The sequence below is a fragment of the Pseudomonas sp. E1BtOHC1 genome (assembly GCF_058744285.1).
The window spans coordinates 6510528-6529671 of sequence record NZ_CP196023.1 but is presented as its reverse complement, the minus strand read 5'-3'; the positions used below and the strand labels follow the sequence as shown (position 1 = coordinate 6529671).

The 19144-nt window shown below is 59.4% G+C and carries 17 protein-coding genes; 6 read left to right on the top strand and 11 right to left on the bottom strand.

Annotated elements, in window-relative coordinates; genetic code table 11:
- Positions 1-68: 68 nt before the first annotated feature.
- Together ACSSVC_RS29460 and ACSSVC_RS29455 are read right to left on the bottom strand one after the other, a co-directional pair.
- Positions 69-806 (bottom strand): hypothetical protein, encoded by a 738-nt coding sequence (locus tag ACSSVC_RS29460; RefSeq protein WP_404937599.1) that lies wholly within the window; start codon positions 804-806, stop codon positions 69-71.
- A gap of 51 nt (positions 807-857) precedes the next feature.
- Positions 858-1703 (bottom strand): helix-turn-helix domain-containing protein, encoded by an 846-nt coding sequence (locus tag ACSSVC_RS29455; protein ID WP_346633934.1) that lies wholly within the window; start codon positions 1701-1703, stop codon positions 858-860.
- Between the two features lie 84 nt (positions 1704-1787).
- On the opposite strand from ACSSVC_RS29455, the gene ACSSVC_RS29450 reads away from it, so the two are divergent.
- The 4 genes from ACSSVC_RS29450 (at position 1788) to ACSSVC_RS29435 (ending at position 6165) form a co-directional block, all read left to right on the top strand.
- Positions 1788-2411: a glutathione S-transferase family protein gene (locus ACSSVC_RS29450; RefSeq protein WP_123724719.1), complete on the top strand. Its 624-nt coding sequence runs from the start codon at positions 1788-1790 to the stop codon at positions 2409-2411.
- 127 nt (positions 2412-2538) lie between these two features.
- On the top strand, positions 2539-3882 hold the full coding sequence (locus ACSSVC_RS29445; protein WP_492611788.1) for a SidA/IucD/PvdA family monooxygenase: 1344 nt from the start codon (positions 2539-2541) through the stop codon (positions 3880-3882).
- A 65-nt stretch (positions 3883-3947) separates the two neighbouring features.
- A complete protein-coding gene (ectB, locus tag ACSSVC_RS29440; RefSeq protein ID WP_346633995.1) occupies positions 3948-5270 on the top strand; it encodes a diaminobutyrate--2-oxoglutarate transaminase in 1323 nt (440 codons plus the stop codon).
- Positions 5260-6165, top strand: a complete 906-nt coding sequence (locus ACSSVC_RS29435) for a DMT family transporter (RefSeq protein ID WP_346633936.1) — start codon at positions 5260-5262, stop codon at positions 6163-6165. The genes ectB and ACSSVC_RS29435 overlap by 11 nt, the downstream gene beginning before the upstream one ends.
- A 113-nt stretch (positions 6166-6278) precedes the next feature.
- Here the strand turns inward: ACSSVC_RS29435 and ppk2 are convergent, their stop codons facing one another.
- The 8 genes from ppk2 to ACSSVC_RS29395 all read right to left on the bottom strand — a co-directional run bounded on the left by ppk2 (position 6279) and on the right by ACSSVC_RS29395 (position 16279).
- The gene (gene ppk2, locus ACSSVC_RS29430) at positions 6279-7169 is read right to left on the bottom strand and encodes a polyphosphate kinase 2 (RefSeq protein WP_446439305.1); all 891 of its coding nucleotides are present in this window, start codon (positions 7167-7169) and stop codon (positions 6279-6281) included.
- A gap of 437 nt (positions 7170-7606) precedes the next feature.
- Complete coding sequence (locus ACSSVC_RS29425; RefSeq protein WP_346633937.1) at positions 7607-9622, bottom strand: aconitase family protein; 2016 nt, start codon at positions 9620-9622, stop codon at positions 7607-7609.
- Between the two features lie 30 nt (positions 9623-9652).
- Positions 9653-10078 carry a cupin domain-containing protein gene (locus ACSSVC_RS29420; RefSeq protein ID WP_346633938.1) on the bottom strand — a complete coding sequence of 142 codons (426 nt, stop codon included), beginning with the start codon at positions 10076-10078 and terminating at the stop codon, positions 9653-9655.
- A 13-nt stretch (positions 10079-10091) separates the two neighbouring features.
- Positions 10092-10682, bottom strand: a complete 591-nt coding sequence (locus tag ACSSVC_RS29415) for a cysteine hydrolase family protein (protein ID WP_492611787.1) — start codon at positions 10680-10682, stop codon at positions 10092-10094.
- A gap of 27 nt (positions 10683-10709) precedes the next feature.
- Positions 10710-12614: an FAD/NAD(P)-binding protein gene (locus ACSSVC_RS29410; protein WP_492611786.1), complete on the bottom strand. Its 1905-nt coding sequence runs from the start codon at positions 12612-12614 to the stop codon at positions 10710-10712.
- A 46-nt stretch (positions 12615-12660) separates the two neighbouring features.
- Positions 12661-13836, bottom strand: a complete 1176-nt coding sequence (locus ACSSVC_RS29405) for a pyridoxal phosphate-dependent aminotransferase (RefSeq protein ID WP_346633941.1) — start codon at positions 13834-13836, stop codon at positions 12661-12663.
- 55 nt (positions 13837-13891) lie between these two features.
- Positions 13892-14893, bottom strand: coding sequence for a Fe(II)-2OG oxygenase family protein (locus ACSSVC_RS29400; RefSeq protein WP_446439152.1), 1002 nt, complete (start codon positions 14891-14893; stop codon positions 13892-13894).
- A gap of 141 nt (positions 14894-15034) precedes the next feature.
- Positions 15035-16279, bottom strand: a complete 1245-nt coding sequence (locus tag ACSSVC_RS29395; RefSeq protein ID WP_492611785.1) for an MFS transporter — start codon at positions 16277-16279, stop codon at positions 15035-15037.
- A gap of 104 nt (positions 16280-16383) precedes the next feature.
- On the opposite strand from ACSSVC_RS29395, the gene ACSSVC_RS29390 reads away from it, so the two are divergent.
- Positions 16384-17268, top strand: coding sequence for a LysR substrate-binding domain-containing protein (locus tag ACSSVC_RS29390; RefSeq protein ID WP_346633944.1), 885 nt, complete (start codon positions 16384-16386; stop codon positions 17266-17268).
- The gene (locus tag ACSSVC_RS29385) at positions 17252-17839 is read left to right on the top strand and encodes a hypothetical protein (protein WP_492611784.1); all 588 of its coding nucleotides are present in this window, start codon (positions 17252-17254) and stop codon (positions 17837-17839) included. The genes ACSSVC_RS29390 and ACSSVC_RS29385 overlap by 17 nt, the downstream gene beginning before the upstream one ends.
- A gap of 212 nt (positions 17840-18051) precedes the next feature.
- Here the strand turns inward: ACSSVC_RS29385 and ACSSVC_RS29380 are convergent, their stop codons facing one another.
- Complete coding sequence (locus ACSSVC_RS29380; RefSeq protein WP_492611783.1) at positions 18052-18939, bottom strand: hypothetical protein; 888 nt, start codon at positions 18937-18939, stop codon at positions 18052-18054.
- Positions 18940-19144 lie beyond the last annotated feature (205 nt).

Genomic DNA, 19144 nt, shown 5'->3' with positions numbered 1-19144 from the left:
CTGCAGGACGGCGTTGCAGAGGCAACGCCGCCCAACCGATCACGGCCTGAGGTGGCTACCGGGTCATATCAGGACCAGTCGAAGCAGAACAGCACCAGGCCCTCCACCGGCTCATAGAACATCACGATCAGGTCGGCGCCGCTGATGCCGTAGTGGCTGGCGGGCACCCCCAGTACGTGCTGGAAGCGCCGGCCCGCGGGGCTCAGGGGCCAGACGTCGATATCGCCGCTGTCGTCTGTGGCTTCAACGATATCCATGGGGAATTCCACGGTTTCCACCCAGTTGCCGTAACCCTCGGCCACGCCGCCTATTTCATTGATAAAAGTCAGGCGCTGCTCGTCATCTTCCGGCCAGGTCAGATAGCCCAGTTCCTGGTAACGCTGGCGCGCCGTCTGGTAAGCCGCGTGCTCCAGGGCGTAATGGCTTTGCAGTTGGGCCCGCTGGTTGCGCCGCGATTCGGGCAGTTGGGCATTGTCCGGGTGCAGGAAGAAGTAGCGTGGATCACCGCACAGGCGGTAGCGACCGTTCTCGATCTTGAAGCCGATCCAGTTGGTCTTCAGCAGCTCGCTGCCAAAACCTTCGTCCTGGGTGAGTTCGCCCACCAGGCCTTCATCGGGTTCGATGGGGCTCAGCAGGTGCAGGCGCCCGGACCATTCGGGGTTGATCTGGCTGGCATCGATGGACAGCAGGGGCAGCAGGTGTTCGGCCAGTTCCTGCTGGTCGGCGACGAACAGCTCACGGGCGTCGGGGTAGGCGACGGCGCCGGCAGGCAGTTGTGTGAGTTCCGGGGTTGGGATTGCGGGCATGCAGCGGGTCCTTGAACAAACGGGAATGACAGGGAAAGAAGGCCGCACGCTTCAGGCGCGGCTGTTGCGGAAACTGCCGGGAGTGATGCCCACGACTTTCTTGAAGGCGCGGGTCATGTGGCTCTGATCGAAGAAGCCGCAGCTGAAGGAGGCTTCCGCCAGGCTGGCGCCGGTGCGCAGCAGGTTCTGCACCTGGGCCACGCGTTTCTGGATCTGGTAGCTGTGGGGCGACACGCCCACGGTCTTCTTGAACACGCGGATCAGGTACAGCGGGTCCATGTCCACCAGTTGCGCCAGTTCTTCCAGGGGGATGTGTCGGGCGTATTCGTCTTCGAGTTTTTGCTTGATGAACTTCACCGCGCTGCGTTCGGCGCTGGCGATGGCGGCAATGGGGGCGCCGCTGCGTTCGAAAAGTTGGGTCACCAGGTCCAGGAGGATGGATTCGCGTTCCAGGCTGGGCGGGGAGTTTTCGATGATCTGGTGTTGCTGGAGGAAGGTCAGGGCAAAGCTGGGGTCGAGGTTCAATGCACTCTGGAACAGATGGATATGCTCGGCGCCGAAGCGTCCTTGAAAGATCACCCGGTTGACCCAGCCCGGGTCCAGGTAAAGCATGCGGTACATCCAGCCCTGGTCATGCCCGGGCAAGCCGTCGTGAATCTCCCCCGGGGTGATGGTGACGACGCTACCGGCGCTCCCCAAGTAGTAGCTGCCCCGATAAAAGAGTTTTTCAACCCCGCTGCTTATAACCCCTACTGCATATCGATCATGTGAATGCCGGCCAAAAGACTGAGTGCTGTAACGCGCAGATAACAACTCACAGTCGCCTTCGGGTATTCGCCAAAACTGCACGAAATCCTTGTCTGGCCTAAAGACTTTGCCGGGTTTGTGCTCATCCATGAGTTTGTCCAGTTTTGTGCAATACGTTGGAAAAATGGGCCGCTAAATTTAGCACCCATTTCATAACGCAAGCTAGGGGAAGTGATGCCTACAAAACTAGTTATTGGGGATTACAAAAAGTCTTCATGGTCATTTCGTGCATGGCTGGTTCTTGTAACGGCAGACGTCTCCTTCGAGACCCTTCAAGTCAAGCTGGAACAGGACGACACCCGTCAGCAGATCCTGCGCTATTCGCCGTCGGGCAAGGTGCCGGCGCTGCTGCTGGACAAGGTGGTGATCAACGACAGCCTGGCCATCTGCGAGTACGTCGCCGGTGCCTATCCGTCGGCCAACCTGTGGCCCCAGGACGCGCTGATCAAGGCCCAGGCCCGTGCCGCTGCGGCCGAGATGCACTCGGGTTTCGTCAATCTGCGCACCCAGATGTCCTTCGGCCTGAACACCGGTGACACCCCCGAGCCCCTGACGGCCGACACCCAGGAAGAGATCCAGCGGATCTTCGCCATCTGGAACAACCTGCGCGAGGCCAGCGGCTCCAAGCAGTTCTTGTGCGGCGATTTCGGCATCGTCGATGCGATGTTCGTACCGGTGGTGTTCCGCTTCCGTCGTTATGGCATTGCAGTGCCGACGCAACTTCAAGCCTATGTCGAACAAGTTCTGGCCTATCCGCCGGTGCAGAAGTGGCTGAAGTTGGCTGCAGCAGAAGTTTGAAAAAAGCCAAGTAGTTATAACGAATAACGCTAACTAAAAATTAATGATTATTTGACTGAAGGCAGAAAAGACCCTGGTGTTTTTTCTGCTTTTTCGAGTCTGACTTTTGTTGCGAAAAGGGGAATTTATGAGTGTTCATAAAGTGACTGCCAAGGATGTTGGCCGTGATGGGCAAGTTTACGACGTGATCGGCATCGGCTTTGGCCCGGCGAACATCGCCCTGGCCATCGCCATGGAAGAGATGGAGTTTGCCGGCACCCGGCTGTTTCTCGAGCGTCACGCGAGCACTCAATGGCAGCCGGAGATGATGCTCTCCGGCAGCGATATCCAGAACCACCCGAGCCGCGATCTGGTGACCCCGCGCAACCCGCGCAGCCGCTACACCTTCACCAACTTCCTGTTCGAGAACGACCGGCTGTTCGAACACCTGAACCTGGGCCTGGAGTTCCCGCTGCGCAGCGAGTTCGCCGAGTACGTGCGCTGGGTCGCCGGGTTCTTCGCCCGGGACGTGGCCTACAACCAGAGCGTGGCGCAGATCCAGGTCGACCCGGTCAGCAACCTCTACACCATCACCACCCAGGCCGGTGTGCAGTACCAGGCCCGCTCCGTGGTCCTGGCCCCGGGCCGCACCCCGGTGATTCCGCAGGTGTTCGCCAATGCCGCAGCGGATCGGGTGTTCCACCTGACCCAGTACCTGGGCCGCCTGGCCAACCTGGCCCAGAAGGGCGAGCTCAAGCGGGTGGCGGTGGTGGGCGGCAGCCAGAGCGCCATCGAGATCATCCTGCACCTGCGCCACACCTATCCGACCCTGGAAATCGTCAACGTGCAGCGCGGCTACGGTTTCCGCCTCAAGGACACCAGCCAGTTCAGCGAGCATGTGTACTTCCCGTCCTTCGTCGACCAGTACTACAACAGCTCCGCCGAAGCGAAGAAGAACATCAACCGCCACCTGCACTACACCAACTACTCCGCTGCCGATGCCGACGTGATCAAGGAACTCTACGTGGGCATGTATGAGGACAAACTGCAGGGCCGTGAGCGCGTGATCATCAAAGGCCACAGCGATATCCAGGGCTGCACCCCGGACGGCGAGGGCTATCGCCTGTCGCTGCGCAACAGCAACACCCACGCCACCGAAGAGCTGGGCGGGCTGGATGCCGTGGTCCTGGCCACGGGCTTTCGCAACCTCGGCACCGGCCCCCAGGAAGAACGCTACCCGGCGATTCTCAAGGACCTGGCCGAGCACCTGGACTGCGATGCCCAGGGCGTGATCCGCATCGGTCGCGACTACAGCCTGGCCGCCGCCAAGGGCAGCCATCTGCCGGCGCTGTACCTCAATGGCCTGTGCGAATCCTCCCACGGTTATGGCGATGCCGGCTCCTTCAGCCTGCTGTCGCTGCGCTCGCGGGACATTTTCAACTCCCTGAACCAGCAACTGGGCCTGGCCCAGGCGGCGGAAAAGATCGCCTGAGCCGCTGCATCGAACCCTGAACCTCGACCCCTTTATGTGAGCAGGCAGCAATGGATATTTCAGAAATGGATGAGTTGGGTGTATTTGCGGATGTGGAGTCTTCGGCGCGCAGTTACTGCCGCAGCTTCCCGGTGGTATTCGACCAGGCCCAGGGCAGTCATCTGTATGACCTGAAAGGCCAGGCCTATATCGATTTCCTGAGCTGCGCCGGTTCAGTCAACTACGGACACAACCCCAAGGCGGTCAAGGCCGCGGTGATCGACTACCTGCAACGGGATGGCATCCAGGCCGCCCTGGACATGCACAGCCGGGCCAAGCAGGAGTTCATCTACAACTTCCGCAGGATCATCCTCACGCCACGGACCCTGCCCTACAAAATGCAGTTCACCTCGCCCACCGGCACCAGCGTGGTGGAGTCGGCGGTCAAACTGGCGCGCAAGGTCACCGGACGCCGGCACATCGTGGCCTTCACCAACGGTTTCCACGGCATGTCCAACACCTCCCTGGGCCTGACCGGCAACCGCGACAATCGCCAGCCCGGTGTCGATCCCTATGTGTTCCGCATGCCTTTCGACGGTTACCTGGCGGGCCTGGATTCCATCGAGTACTTCGAGCGCTTGCTCAAGGACAACAGCTCGGGCATGGACCTTCCGGCAGCGGTGATCCTGGAAACCATCCAGGGCGAAGGCGGGATCAATGTGGCCTCGGCGGAGTTCCTGCAGCGTCTGCGGCAACTGACCACCGAACACGGCATCCTGCTGATCGTCGATGACATCCAGGCCGGCTGCGGCCGTACCGGGACCTTCTTCAGCTTCGAGCCCTCGGGCATCACCCCGGACATGGTCTGCCTGTCCAAGTCCCTCAGTGGCTACGGCTTGCCGTTCGCCCTGTTGCTGCATCGTCCGGAGCTGGACCAATGGTCCCCCGGCGAGGACAACGGCACTTTCCGCGGCAATACCCTGGCCTTCGTCGCGGCCACCAAGACCGTGCAGGAGTTCTGGAGCGACGACCGTCTGGTCAAGCACATCCAGGCCAACGAAGCGCAGCTCAAGGAATGGCTGGCCGAAGTCACCGAACGCTTTGCTGGGCACATCAAGGACGTGCGCGGCCGCGGTCTGTTCTACGGCATCGAGTTCCACGATCCGGCCCTGGCCGCTGCGGTGATGCGTGCCTGTTTCGCTCGTCGCCTGATCATCGAGCGCTGCGGTCCGGTGGACCAGGTGCTCAAGCTGATGCCGGCGCTGACCATCAGCAGCGAAACGCTGCAGGTCGGCCTGGCGAGTATTTTCGATGCCATGCAACAGGTACTGGAGCAGGGCACGCTAAGTGACCCGGACCAGGACGTTGATCCTCTGGTCTTCATCAATGGAGTCGCGCATGTCGACTAATACCAACCGCGCCATCATCGAACTGACCATCGGCGGGCTGATGCTCAGCCTGTCGGCGCTGGCGGTGGCCTTCGCGCATATCGGTGCCGGCGGCGCGGGGTTCTACCGCATGCTGTTCGCCTCGATCCTGTTTTTCCTGCTGCTCAAGGTGCGCCGCATCCCGGTGTTGCTCAAGAGCGCCAAGGCGCAGCTGTACACGGCCCTGGCCGGGGTGTTCCTGGCCATCGACCTGGTGCTTTGGCACCAGAGCATCTACATCGTCGGCCCGGGCATCGGTTCGATCCTGACCAACTGCCAGGTGTTCTTCATGACCCTACTGGGTCTGTACCTGCTCAAGGAAAAACCGTCGATCTACTTCCTGATCTCCATCACCCTGGCGTTCGTCGGCCTGTACCTGTTGCTGCTGCCGGAAATGACCAGCGCAGTGGGCATCAAGGGCGTGGTGTATGGGGTGCTCTCGGGTCTGGCTTACGCCATCTGCGTGTATTTCCTCAAGGTCAACACCCAACTGCCTGACGGCGGTGGCGACAAGATCGCACAGATGCTCAACCTGAGCCTGTGGGCCGCGCTGGTGCTGCTGGTCTACGCCCTGGCCATGGGGGAAAGCCTGGCCATTGTCGATGGGCAAACCCTGGTGATGCTGATCATCTACGGGGTGATGGTGCAGTTCGTCGGCTGGTTGCTGGTCAACCGTTCCATCGGTGCCATCAGCCTGGGGCTGGCGGGGCTGATCCTGTTGCTGGAGCCGGTGATCACCTACTTCGTCGACGTGGCGTTTCTCGGCAAGGCCAGTTCGGCGCTGCAGATCGCTGGCGCGCTGCTGACCATCTTTGCGGTGTACATCGGTTCGATCAAACCGCCGGAGAAGGTGACGCCGGTGACCGAGGCCGCCTGAGGCCTCGACCTGATGCAGGGGGCCAGCTGTTAGCTCCCTTCAACTCATAGTTCCGCTCGACTTTTACTGCGCACAGACCCGCCTGTCTGCGCGCAGTTTTTTTTGCCCGCAATTCAGGCCGTCAGTGCCAGGCGTGTCGCGCCGGCGTCCGCCGTCGCCTGGGTCCGTTCATCCTCTTCCAGCCCCCGCGAGGCGCGGCCTACCAGCAGCGGGTCCGGGGCGTGGGCGACTTTCAGGTCCTTGCCCGGGTAGTCCAGCTCGTGGAGGAAATGACGGATGCAGTTGATCCGCGCGCGCTTCTTGTCATCGGACTTGATCACCGTCCACGGCGCATCGGCGGTGTCGGTGTGGAAGAACATCGCCTGTTTGGCGGCGGTGTATTCGTCCCACTTGTCCAGGGACTTGATGTCGATGGGCGAGAGTTTCCAGTGCTTGAGCGGGTCGTCCCGGCGCGAGATGAAGCGCCGCAGTTGCTCTTCGCGGTTCACCGAGAACCAGAACTTGAACATCAGGATGCCGCTGTTGCACAGCATGCGCTCCAGCTCCGGGGTCTGGCGCATGAATTCCAGGTATTGCAGGGGCGAGCAGAACTCCATGACCCGTTCCACCCCGGCGCGGTTGTACCAGGAGCGGTCGAAGAAGACCATTTCCCCGGCGGTGGGCAGGTGCTGGATATAGCGCTGGAAGTACCACTGGCCCTTTTCCTGTTCCGAGGGTTTCTCCAGGGCCACGATCCGTGCGCCACGGGGGTTGAGGTGTTCCATAAAGCGCTTGATGGTGCCGCCTTTACCGGCCGCGTCCCGGCCTTCGAACAGCACCACGATGCGCTGCCCGGTTTCCTTGACCCAGCTTTGTACCTTGAGCAGCTCGATCTGCAGCTCGTTCTTGGCCTTTTCGTACTCGGCCCGGCGCATCCGGTTGCGGTAGGGGTAGCTACCCGGCAGCGAGGCTGAAACGCTGTCTTCATTGGAGCCGCGCGGGGCGCTGGCCACTTGCAGGGCCATGGGTTTCTGGCTGATGGCGCTGATGTCGGCTTCGGCGGTTTTCGCCGGCGCCGCCTGGGTGGCGGTGCGTGGGCGACGGGTCCGGGGGGCGGTGGTTTTACGCACAGCGGTCTTGGCGGCCGGGGTGCTGCTGGCCGGAGCTTTTTTCACTGGAGCAGGTGGCAGGGGCAGGGCGGTGGATTCTTCACTCATGGGAGGGGGCCTGTAGTTGCGTTCAATGTCCTCCGGTCATTTTTAGGGCTGGGCAGTTGGCGGCCGTTGATCTCGATCAAGTTTGTAATAAGGAAAAGTCGGTAATCAGTTGAGATTTTTTCGGCGGCTCGCTCGGGAGCTATCTGACCTGAGGCGGAGACCATCACCACTGGCAATTGCGCCGCAGGATCTCGATGCGCGGGGGGGTGAAAGGACGGCGGATATCAACCCGCCGCCTGTCGTTTTCAGTGAGCCAGGGCCGGGCGTCTGTCCGCAGGATCACGCTGGCCGGGCTTGGCGGGCGCCGAGGGGGTGGCGCTGTGCCGGGTTTGCAGGGCGCCGAACGAGGTGATGTAACCGGCGATGGCGCTGGCGACCACCGTCGGTGGGCTGGCCAGCCAGACCTGACCTGGACCGGAGCGCCCCGGGAAATTCCGGTTGATGGCGCTGACGGTGACCTGCTCCTGATGGGTCGATGAACCAGGGCCGCAGTTCGCGCAGGCTCCGCAGGCCGGCTGCAGCAGCTGCGCGCCAAAGGTTTCGAAGGCCGGCAGGTAGCCCTTTTCCTCGCAGTAGTCGCGGACATCCACGGTCCCGAACTGCAAATAGAGTTTGACCTCGGGATGCAGCCGCAGGTCGTTTTCCAGTGCCCAGTTGATCACCTCGAAATAATGATCGAAGTCATCGCGCTTGCCGGCCGTGCAGGAGCCGCCATAGGCGATATCGACCATGACCCGCTCGGTCAGATCGGTGAGGCGCTGTCCGTTGCCGGGGTCGCCCGGAGAGGCAATCATCGGCAGGATCTGATCGCAGTCGAGGACGATCGTGTCGGCGTAGTTCGCCTCGGGGTCGCTGGTCATCCAGGGCTCGAGCACGAAGTCGAGGTGGCGCCGCTCCTTGAGAAAACGAACGGTTTCCTGATCGGGTACGACGATTCCGCTGAAACCACCCAGCTCCGCTGTCATGTTGGTGAGGGTGGTGCGTTCGTCGGTGGATAGGAACGCCAGGGCCGGGCCACCGAATTCGAAGATCTTGCCGACACCCTGGCCAGCCTTGATCCGGCCATCGGCCAACAGGGCGAGCACCAGGTCCTTGGCGGTCACGCCGGCGGACAAGCGGCCGACCAGGGAAATGCGTAGCACCTGTGGATACACCGTCCTGACCGAGCCGGTCATGAAGGCGTTGGCCATGTCGGTGGTGCCCACGCCAAACGCCAGGCAACCGAGTGCGCCGCTGTGGGGGGTATGGGAGTCGGTGCCGACCACCACTTGTCCAGGCAGGGCATATTGCTCGGCCATCATCGCGTGGGAGATGCCCTCGCTGCCTTCTGCCGGCAGATAGCCGTGGGCGCTGAGTCGATGCTTGGCGACGAAGTCCCGATGGGCCTGAGACAAGCCATCGAGTTCGCCGACCAGGCTCTGTTGCAGGTGCGCCGGGCTTCGGCGCTTGTAGGACAAGTGGTCCTCAAACGCCAGGATCGATTCCGGCTGGTACACAGAGAAGTTTTCGCCGAAGGCATCGTCGAGCAAATGGGCGCAAAGCCCGGTGTAGTACTCGTGGATAAAGCGCCAGTCGGCCTTCAGCAGAATGCCGGCGCCCTGTTCGACGCGCTCGGCCCCGCGGGCCTTGATCAAATGCCGATGAATGATTTTTTCGGCAAAGGTCAGGGGCCCGGTGGGCAGCTGCGGCGACGGCTCCCCGGGCTGGTCCGGCTGCTGACGCAAATGCTCGCGACCGTAGTTGAGCAGCCCGCCGCTGCGCAGAATTGCCGTGGACAGCGCATCCCTGGTGCCAATCAGTTCCTCCAGCGACAGCTCTTCGCCGGCCTGCAAGCGCGGCACCAAGGACAAGTCGGTGGAGGTCAGCAGGCCGATGTTGTCGGCGTTTTGTCGGTAGATGCGCTCGAAGCTTTCGGCGATGACCAGGCGGATGCCGGCTTTTTTCTCCGCCAGCGGGCTGTGCTCGCGGGAAGAGCCTTTGCCGTAGCGGGTACCCGCCACGGTCACTGTAAACCCTGCGGCGGCGACATCGTCCTTGCCGATAGGCAGTACCGGGCCGGTCTTGAGGCCGACATAGGGGTATGAACCCAGCCGGTGGTCAAAAAAAGCCAGCACCGGGATCGGTGTTATTTCGTCTGTTGAAATGTCATCGCGCAGGGGCCGTGCCTCCTCAAGGGTCAGTGTTTGCCCCCCCAACTGCCGTGACACTTTCAAAGGATCGCTGCTGAGAAAAAGCAGCTTTGCGTCAAGCTTGAAACCCATGATTCACCCCAAAAGAAATGGCCGACGGTTTCAGATCAAGTGCCGACCGTCATAGACGCTGTTGTCGTAGGCGGCATGGTTGGCGGCCTCGGCGGCTGGCGCTGGTTTCGAGGTTACGGCGCCTCCCCAGGTGGCATAGATCAACGCGCCCTTGGAGGACTTCCAGGCGTGGGTGCTGCCTGGCGGGTAAATCACCAGATCGCCCTTGAGGTAAGTACCGTTTTCATCCTCAAAGTCACCGTCCAGGATCAGAAAGGTTTCATGGCCGTGATGGTGGTGAGCTTGGGCACTGGCGCCCGCGTCGCAACGGATCAAGGCAATCCGCTGGGCACTCTCCTGGCATTCGAACAGCGTGTGAATGCTGGCGCCGCTGCGACCCAGTTGTTGATGAGTCGACCATTGGATCGAATCCGGCTCGCTGGATACATTCAGCAGATTGAAGACTGTCGGGTTCATGGATGTGCGCCTGTTATAGAGAAGAGGTGATGAAGTTGAAGGTCGAACTGATGGTCGCCGTGCGGGAGATTCTTTCTATCGCCGCCAGGTGACGCTCTTGGGTCACCGCCGCGCAGGCATCTTCCAGCACGGTGATCTTGAAGTCCCTGTCATGCCCGTCGAGGGTCGTGGCGAGGATCACGTGTTCGGTCGATACCCCCGTCAATACCAACTCTTCAATACCTTGGGTCCGGAGTATCAATTCCAGGTTGGTTTGATAGAACGGGCTGACCCGGCTCTTGGCGATCACGATTTCGTCTTCGTGGGGGCGCAGGTCGTCATGCACCTGGGTGGACCAGGTCTGCAACTTCAAGACGCCATGTTCCTTGGCGGGAGCAAACACTCGGGAGTGCGGGGGGAAGCCTTCATAGTGGGCGTTGAAACCGACGACGATAAAGATGATCGGCAGTTGATTGCTGCGGGCGTAGTTCAAGGCCGATGCGGCCTTTTCCACCACCCGACGTTCCTCGGTCTGTTGGTAATAGCCTTCACGGGCATAAACCCCTTCGGGATGGACAATTTCATTGATGAAGTCCATGACCAGCAGTGCTTTCTTTGCAGACATCATTCATTCCTTTAAATGAGGGGGCGATCAGGCCACTTCAGTGATTGCCACAGGCGCTTGGGCGTAGGCCGACTGCAGTGCATCGAAGGCCACGTAGTGGGCATCCTGGGCAAAGTCGGTCCAGAAGCCGGGGCGGCTACTGCCGGCCTGCATGAACCAGCGGGTGTGCTCGGAAGGCAGGCCCAGTACATAGAGCCCCTTGATGGGCTGGCCCGAGCGGTCGATCGGGTGATAAGGACCGGGGGTGACGGCGACGCCGCCGGTGACGAAGTCCTCGTCGATCCCCTGGTTGATGTAGTTGGTCCAGTACCCGCGCCGCACCAGGTTTCTGGTCAGCGGTGACGGGTCTCGGAGCAAGTCTGGCGAAGGGATGCGCCCGTCGATGACCACATCGATCAGTTGCCTGGAGTGACGGACCCTGGGGGACTCGATGCTGAACTTGTGGTGCTGGGTATCGATGCCATAGACCGTTTCAGGTCCCACCAGCGTCAGTACCCCCGCCGCGATCAGGGCGCGGATTTGCTCGGTGCGGTAAAGGGGCGGTCCTGCGGTGAGAAACAGGCTGGTAGGGGCGTAGTACTGCAGGAAGTCTTCTTGATGCGAGCGCGGGGTGAGCCGGCCGAAATCCACCACGCTTCTGATCAGGGCGCGGGTATCGCGAATGGTATCCAGGGCGGCTTTCATCGGGTTGTCGACGTTGCCCTCGCGGGCGCTGCACAAGTCATCTTCCAGTACCCGATCCAGGGCTTGGGCAAAGTCTGCCGGGCTGTGGAACTCTTGGGCGCGGAACGGCCTGGCCAGTCGGTCCAGCTCCAGGACCGGAAGGTCGCTCACGCCGAAGTCGGCGGCCGCGGCAACAAGGGCCGGCAAGGAGAATAGTTGCTGTTGCGCCACGCGCTGCTTGAACTGCTGCTCGGCTGCCTGCCCCGCCTTGGCCCGTAGGGCGGTGGCGAAGTAGACGATGTTGATTTCAACCAGCAGCAGCGGAAGCACTTCGGCAGCAAAGTCGATGTGACCGCGTTTTTGCAGTGCATCGATCTTGTCCCGGGTGATGCACAGCGGTTGGTATTGAAAGTTCGGGCCTTTCTGGTTGCGGCCCCTGGCGGGGATCAGCATGCCGCTGCGGGACCCGGCGAACAGCTTGGGTTCACGGTGCGACGGGATGTAGGTGGTAACACCGTCGACAACGCTGAAGCGGCCACCACGACCGACCGTGAGGGCGGCAACGATGTCGTGGAACGCCAGGCCCAGGCCGACGATCCCCACCTGCTGCTCCGACTGGATTCGCGACAGCGGCATGTCGGCTGCGGAGTCGCCGCGAAAGAACTCCAGCCCGGCAGTCTGCTGGGCGAACTGTTGCAGCTGCTTTTCCCAGCCGATCAACTCGGGGGTGGGGTGCCCGGTGGCGATGACCACCTTGTCGACCTGGAGAAAAGACCCGTTATCCAGTTCCAGGGTCTGGATGTTTTCATCGTTGACCAGATCGACGACCACCGCCGGTACGCGCTGCAGCGAGATGTTCGGCGTGAAGCTGGCCTCGATGGTCGCCAGGACGAACTGCATGTACTCGCCATGTACCGCGCGCGGAGCATAGGCATTGGCCCCCGGGTAGGCCGGGTCCACGGAGCTCCACCATTGTGCCAGCGACGGCCCGGCGCCCGGTCTGATCGGGCCGTCGTCCAACGGCCCGGAGAAGGACGAAACCTCCTCGGCGACGGTATTCATCACGTAGTGGCGTGGTTGATCGGTGCGCCATACCCGGCCGGAGCCCATTTGCGCGCTGTCGATCAGATAGACAATGACTGGCTTGATCGGGGCGTCCATGAGCATCAGTGCGGCCAGGCGCTCCAGCACAGACAGACCACGGGGGCCGCTGCCAATGATAGCGATACGGTGTGCAGGCGACGAAGGCGTGATGTGTCGTAGAGACATACTAACTCCTGTTTGTATGTGATGACGGTTCTAGAGGGGCGGGCAATTATTTGAAGGCTTGATGAAAGCGCCTGACGGCCTCGTCGATGGCTTCATCGCTACCGGCAAAGGACAGTCGGATATAGCCTTCGCCCCCCTCACCAAAGGCGGTGCCTGGGGTGACGGCGACTTTCGCGGTGCTGAGCAGCCAGCGGGTAAACGACAGGGAGTTTTCAAAACCCAGGTCGGCGATGGAGGCAAACAGATACAGTGCGCCCTCGGGGGCTATGCACTTGATGCCGGCAATGCTCTCAAGGCCTTCGATCAGCCGGTCGCGGCGCTTTTGATAGGAGGTCACCATGTCGGCTATTCGGTGCTGGCAACCTTTGAGGGCAGCGACGCCGCCGCGTTGAATAAAGGAGCCCGCACAGCCGACGGTATGCTGATGGACCTTGAGCAGCTCATTGGAAATGCGCTCGGAACTGACGACGTACCCCAGGCGCCATCCGGTCATCGCGTAGGCTTTGGAAAAGCCGCTGATGGTGACGGTGATGTCCTGGGCGCCTTCGATGCTGGCAATGCTGATATGGCGGGCCTGGCCGTAGATGACCTTTTCGTAGATCTCATCGGAAATGATGTACAGCCCGTGTTTCAACGCTACCTGGACCACCCCGGTGACCTCTTCGCGGGTCAGCACGCGGCCGGTGGGGTTGTTGGGGTTGTTGATCAGAATGGCTCTGGTGCGTGGCGTGATCGCCTGTTCCAGGGCGTCGGCTTCGAGCATGAAGCCGTTTTTGCCGTCCAGCGGCACCGCCTTGACGGTGGCACCGGCCATGGCCGCCATGGCCTTGTAGCTCACCCAGCTGGGGGTTGGGATGATGATTTCATCGCCCTGGTCCAGCAAGGTCATCAATGTGATGAACAGCGCGTGCTTTGCCGATGGGGTGACAATGATGTTCTTGTCGGCCACCAGATCGAGCCCGTGCTCGGTCTTGTATTTATGGGCCACGGCGTCCAGCAGTGCCTTGGTGCCACGGCTGGGTGTGTAATGAGTGTCACCGTCTGACAGTGCTTCAACGGCAGCATCTACGACATGATCGGGCGTCCTGAAGTCAGGTTCACCACCGCCGAGATCGACGATATCTTCCCCCTGCTCACGCAGGCTGCGCACCATATCCAAAATGGCGTAAGTTTCCGAAAGCTCAAGGTTTTCAACCCGTTTGGAGAATGCGTGTAGGCGCATTTAAATCACCCTGACTGGTCATGCTGATAATGAAGTTATTGTTTTAGCGGTGAACTTAGTCGATGACGCAGCCGGCCCGGTTATTGGCCCAGTACGCTTCGTAACTTTCGGCAGTGCGGGAGTCCTTGAAGGCATAGGTCTTCAACAGCCAGCGCGCAGCGGCACTGTCAGGATTGAGGATGTCGATCTTTTCCCGGTTATGCAGGCCATCCTGATTGGCGAACGTCAGCAGGTCGCCGGTGAGAATGCGGTGGCGCTTGCATTGAGAGCGGGTCATCGCACTTTTGAAGGCAATGAAGGCATCTCGCGCTTCGAGCGGCGCTTCTTCAGCGACACAGGTCATGGTGTCAAGGAAGCGAATGGAATGAGCGTTACTCAGGATCGGGTGTTTCTCGGAGGTGCTCAGTTGTTTGTTCATGTCCCGTGAGAAGACATCGAAAACCGTATAGAAGTGTGGCTCACGCAAGCAGGCGATGTGCTTGGGCTCGAGGTTGCTGACGATGTCCGCGCCGTCGATGTAGCCGGTGTAGATCAGGTCATCATCGGGGCAGCGCATGCCCAGCAGGGTGATGTAGTCGGCCCGGACTTTGTGTGCTGTGCGGTCGTTGTGAAACACCAGCTCGCTGTCGCTGAACCCGGTGAGCTGCCCGCTGTATTTCTTGATCGCGATGACATCGGTAAAGAAGTCACCCTGGTTTCTGGTTTCGTAGGACAGCAGCGGAGTGCCTGTCAGTTGGGCGAACAGTTCGAGAAAGGCTTCGCTGATGAACTTGTTCTTTTTCAGGTGTTTGTCACTGACTGGATCGTCGGGGTCCAACTCGGGGATCACCTTGTCCATAGGGCAGTTACGTATAACGTGGATCTTTTGCTGGTGACGGGCTCGTTCATTGCTGATGGTTTGGCAGGCCTTTACAAAACGCTGTGGAACCTGGGAATGCAGCTCTCGTATTTCTTCTGAAAAGTCGCTGTAGTTCTTGTAGGGCGATAGCTGGACGTGTTCAAGAAGACTCAGTAGTTGCGCCTTTTCACCGGCTTCAAAAATAAATAGCGGGATCATTGGTTTCCTCCATGGAATAAGATCGGACTAGTTAATCGAGTGGTTAGGTTGTTAGCGTATGTAAGTCAGAGTGCGACGCGTGCCGCTCTTCAAGTTATGCAGCACGCGCTTTAGTTGTGACACGTTTGTAAAGGAGCAACTTCAAGCCGAGCCAAGTTCCAGCGCATAGTTTTTTTCAACGCGCGGAAACAGCGGTACGGTCAACAGGGCGCAGAAGGCGGCTGCCAGCCACACCAGGCTCCAGGAGAAGTGAGTCATGAGCGCGGACGCGGCGATGGGGGTCGCGAACAGCACCACAAACACGCAGGTATTGCCCATGGCCAAGGCTGTACCGGCCCGACTGGCGCCTGCCAGTGTGGCCAGTTCGGTGTAGGCAACACCGTGCCAGGCGGACACGCTGATCCCGGCGATGATCATCACACCGATGATCAGGGCACTGGCCAGCGGGGTCTGGCTGATGCCATAGAAGCTGGCGGCCGATACCGTTGCGCTCAAGGCCACAAAGGTCAGGGTGCTCAACCAGGCGCAGGCTTTAAGGTAGCTGCGGCGGTTTTTGTTTTTGTCGGTCCAGCGTCCGCTCCAGATCCTGCTGACGATTGCGCCAATCTGGATCACCGCCAAGGTCGCGGAAACCAGAGTGATGTTGATGTTGCCAAAGTCATGAAAGAACACCGCCGCATAGGTGAGGATGGCAAATTGCGGGGCGCAGAGCAGGCCGATGGCCAAGACGATTCGCCAGATTCTCGGGTCTTTCAATGGGCTGTTGCTGCTCTCCAGGCTCTGTTTTTTTGCTGCGCTGCTGGAGAAGTCCGGCTCATACAGCCATAACCAGGCAAACAGGGCGGCCACCAGGCAGAACAGGGCGGATGCCGTGAATACTTCGATAAAACCGTAGGTATGAGCCAGGTAGGGCAACACCACCGCGCCCAAGGCATAGCCCCCGGGTACAGCGGTCTGCCGAATGCTCATGGCCAGCCCTCGCTCGCCTTCCTTGAACCAGGCCATGATGGCCCGGCCGCTGGCGCCGTTGACGCTGCTGCCCAGCAGGCCCACGGTGAACAGCCCCGCCGCCAGCAGGACCACCGTGGGGGCATAAAAGGCCAGCATGGCCAGGATCAGCAAGGCGATGCCGGAGGTCAGAAGCCCGGTCAACAGAACCGGACGATCCCCCCAGCGATCGGTGAGCAGCCCCCACGGAATCTCGCTGATGGCGATGCCCAGTCCGAGCACCCCCAGGACCAGCCCCAGCTCGGCGTTGTCCAGCTGATAGGTGGCGCGCATATAGACCGCTGTAGCGGGCAGTCCCCCCACCACACTGGAAAAGCTGGCGTTGGCCGCAACGCCGACGCCGAGCACTTTCCAACGGTGACCGTTATCTACAGGCATAAGAATCCCACTAGTTAAATAGTTGTGGGTCAAAAGACTCTCATGGGAGTATCGTCTCGAATATCAAATAATTTTGCGTGTTAGTCCCAAAAAACAGGATTGTCATGAGACCAGTAAATTTCGATTTGGATGTCATGCGCAGTTTCGTCACAGGGGTCGAATTGGGCAGTTTTGCCAAGGCGGCGCAAAAGCTCGCTCGTTCGACATCGGCCATCAGCGCCCAGTTGAAGAAACTCGAAGCCCAGGCGGGTTCGCCCTTGTTCAAGAAGGCCGGCCGCAGGCTGGCACTGACGGACACCGGGGAAGTGCTACTGAACTACTCCCGGCGGCTCTTAAGCCTCAACGATGAAACCATCACCGCGGTGTCCGAGCTCAAGCTCAAAGGCTGGGTGCGCCTGGGGCTTCAGGAAGACCTGGGCAGCTTCCTGCCCACGGTGTTGGGCCGCTTCGCCAGGGCCCATCCGGATGTTCGGGTCGAAGCCCGCATCGCGCGCAATGGCGATCTGCTCAGCCGCATCGAAAACGGCTCCCTGGATCTCGCCGTGGCTTGGGGGGCAGAGCGGACCACCGGGTATCAGGAAGTGGTGGCGGACCTGCCCATGCAGTGGATCGGCTCATCGCATCAATACCTCGACTGGCGCGTCGAGTCGGGAACGCCGTTGCCGATCATTGCGTTCGACGCGCCTTGTCCATTTCACTCGATGGCCACTGAAGCCCTCAACCGTGACGGGATTCCCTGGTTGCTGTCGTTCACCAGCTCCAGCCTCAATGGCCTATCCGCGGCAACCGAAGCCGGCTTGGGCTACACCATCCGCACGGCCCTGGGCCTGCAACCAGGCACCGAGCTTCTGCAGGCCGGCGACCGCGGCTTGCCAGCCTTGCCCTCAATCGCCCTCACGCTGCATCGCCGAGAGGCAACCCCGGACCCGTTGACCGAACGGCTATCGAACATCGTGATACAGGCCATCCGCAGTGAAATCGTTTACTGACGGGGATGCTTTGAGCGCGGCCTTGCCGAGCGGATATCGCGGAGCAAGGGTTTGCAGCGGGGCTATTGTTGAGTACAGAGATTCGATCAGCAGAGAGCGCTCGATGAACAAGTTCGTTTGGCCGGCACTGGTTGTTTTGCTGTTTACCCAGTCACCGGCCCACGCCATCAATGAAAAGTATCGCCAGCAGCTTGAGCAGTCGGGCTGTACCCAGATGACCGAGCTTCAGGGATGCGACATCCACAAGAGCAAGGCGGAAAACGCCAAGGCCGGATTTGCCGACCCTTACACACCCGCCGCCGCTGCTGACAGCGCCAAGGAACAGACCCCCTACGCCGGACAGTGGACGGCCAAAAGCGATACTGGCGCGACAGTCGCCACCATCCGTATCGATGCCAAAGAGCATGTGTGGGTGAACGGCAAACAGGTCAAAGCCAAACGCACGGATGGCGCCCTGCAATTTCGCCAGGGCACGCTGCTGTTCACCATTCAAGGTGATCGACGCCTGAAGAATGAAGATGTGTGGATGGATACCGATGCCGGAACCAAGGGGCCGATTCAGATCGAGTGAGGATTCGGACAGGCACAAAAAAACCGGCTCAAGTGGCCGGTTTTTTTGGGTTCAAGATGCATTGAGCGGCATCTTGAGGTATGTACTTGGTGCCCCGAGGGGGACCAGAAAGATCTATATAAATCAAGGGTTGAGGCTTTTTTTGTCATTTAGGGATACACGCAGGGATACAGATTTTACCGCGTTGTCCTGCGTGAGAGTCTTGCCCAACCCTAAGTCGGTATTCCAGTGAAAAAGTCTATGTCTTCGTGTTTGTCTTCAGTAAGAGCCGGCATGGAGGGTTGCTCAGGTTTTACGACTGACGTCCGTACAATGTATTGAATCAACGATTGAAGCGTTTGGGCTGCTCCTGGCGCATCTGCCAAGCCGCTAGTGAGCGCGGTAACGATCATAAGGGAGCCAATGATGTTCTGCCACTTTGGGATTTTTGACTGAGCTTCTGCTTTTATTTCCACTAAGTAGCTGTTGATGAGGCGTTTCGTTTCGTAATTCAACGAGCTCGAATTATCGATTTGCTCTGATATTTTATCAATCAGCTCAATAACAATGCTTTCTTTTATACGAGATGGTTTAAATATTTCGTCGTCGAGTTCTTCTCTGTGGCGAAGAATTTCTTCAATTACTTTAAGGGTTGAGATTAACTTGTCGCAGTTAAGTATGGTCCTCTCAATAGACATGTTTTCCTCACCAAATAAACGTTTTGTCTCACTGGTGGAGAAGAATTTTACTTGCAGGAATGACCTAGCTAGTACCTGCATGAACGAGGTAGCGGTAGGTGCGCGAGACATTTGCAGTTTTAGGTTTATTAGCGAAATTTGGTCTACTAATAGAGATTCTTTTTCTAGGCTATCTAATGTTAGGTATGTTTCTTTGTCGATATTGGCGATGTTGCGTTTGATGGTTCTGAATGTCTCAGGGAACTCGTCCATAGCAGCTGTTGCGCTTTCGAAATCATCTAGTTTTCTTGTTATGTGCAAGCCCCGGAAGGCGATTTCTTCTTCTGAAGAAGCAACGTCTATCAAAAATTTCCTTATTAGCTTTGTTGCCTTACCTAGACTGTATGGAGCTACCCAATCCATTTGGTTTTTACCTAAGTTCAATCAGTTGTGTACCTTCCGAGCTGAAAAATGTATTTCTTAGAGCTCGAGGCTGGTGGGGGGGCCGTGAGTATGTAACCAAAAGAGAGAAGCTACCTGTATAGCAATTCATTGTCTATGTTGGTTGGCTGAGAAACGAGGGGGCCCCTGGATAATCCAGAGTCCTACGGGGTCGGAAACCCGCGAGATCTTGGTAGCGACAGTTCCC

Excerpts from the sequence above, each read along its gene's own strand:
- ACSSVC_RS29400 (WP_446439152.1), bottom strand. The coding sequence starts at position 14,893 with ATGATCCCGCTATTTATTTTTGAAGCCGGTGAAAAGGCGCAACTACTG.
- ACSSVC_RS29425 (WP_346633937.1), bottom strand. The coding sequence starts at position 9,622 with ATGGGTTTCAAGCTTGACGCAAAGCTGCTTTTTCTCAGCAGCGATCCT.
- ACSSVC_RS29405 (WP_346633941.1), bottom strand. The coding sequence starts at position 13,836 with ATGCGCCTACACGCATTCTCCAAACGGGTTGAAAACCTTGAGCTTTCG.
- ACSSVC_RS29445 (WP_492611788.1), top strand. The coding sequence starts at position 2,539 with ATGAGTGTTCATAAAGTGACTGCCAAGGATGTTGGCCGTGATGGGCAA.
- ACSSVC_RS29435 (WP_346633936.1), top strand. The coding sequence starts at position 5,260 with ATGTCGACTAATACCAACCGCGCCATCATCGAACTGACCATCGGCGGG.
- ACSSVC_RS29410 (WP_492611786.1), bottom strand. The coding sequence starts at position 12,614 with ATGTCTCTACGACACATCACGCCTTCGTCGCCTGCACACCGTATCGCT.
- ACSSVC_RS29420 (WP_346633938.1), bottom strand. The coding sequence starts at position 10,078 with ATGAACCCGACAGTCTTCAATCTGCTGAATGTATCCAGCGAGCCGGAT.
- ACSSVC_RS29415 (WP_492611787.1), bottom strand. The coding sequence starts at position 10,682 with ATGTCTGCAAAGAAAGCACTGCTGGTCATGGACTTCATCAATGAAATT.
- ACSSVC_RS29460 (WP_404937599.1), bottom strand. The coding sequence starts at position 806 with ATGCCCGCAATCCCAACCCCGGAACTCACACAACTGCCTGCCGGCGCC.
- ACSSVC_RS29450 (WP_123724719.1), top strand. The coding sequence starts at position 1,788 with ATGCCTACAAAACTAGTTATTGGGGATTACAAAAAGTCTTCATGGTCA.
- ectB (WP_346633995.1), top strand. The coding sequence starts at position 3,948 with ATGGATGAGTTGGGTGTATTTGCGGATGTGGAGTCTTCGGCGCGCAGT.
- ACSSVC_RS29390 (WP_346633944.1), top strand. The coding sequence starts at position 16,384 with ATGAGACCAGTAAATTTCGATTTGGATGTCATGCGCAGTTTCGTCACA.
- ACSSVC_RS29395 (WP_492611785.1), bottom strand. The coding sequence starts at position 16,279 with ATGCCTGTAGATAACGGTCACCGTTGGAAAGTGCTCGGCGTCGGCGTT.
- ACSSVC_RS29455 (WP_346633934.1), bottom strand. The coding sequence starts at position 1,703 with ATGGATGAGCACAAACCCGGCAAAGTCTTTAGGCCAGACAAGGATTTC.
- ppk2 (WP_446439305.1), bottom strand. The coding sequence starts at position 7,169 with ATGGCCCTGCAAGTGGCCAGCGCCCCGCGCGGCTCCAATGAAGACAGC.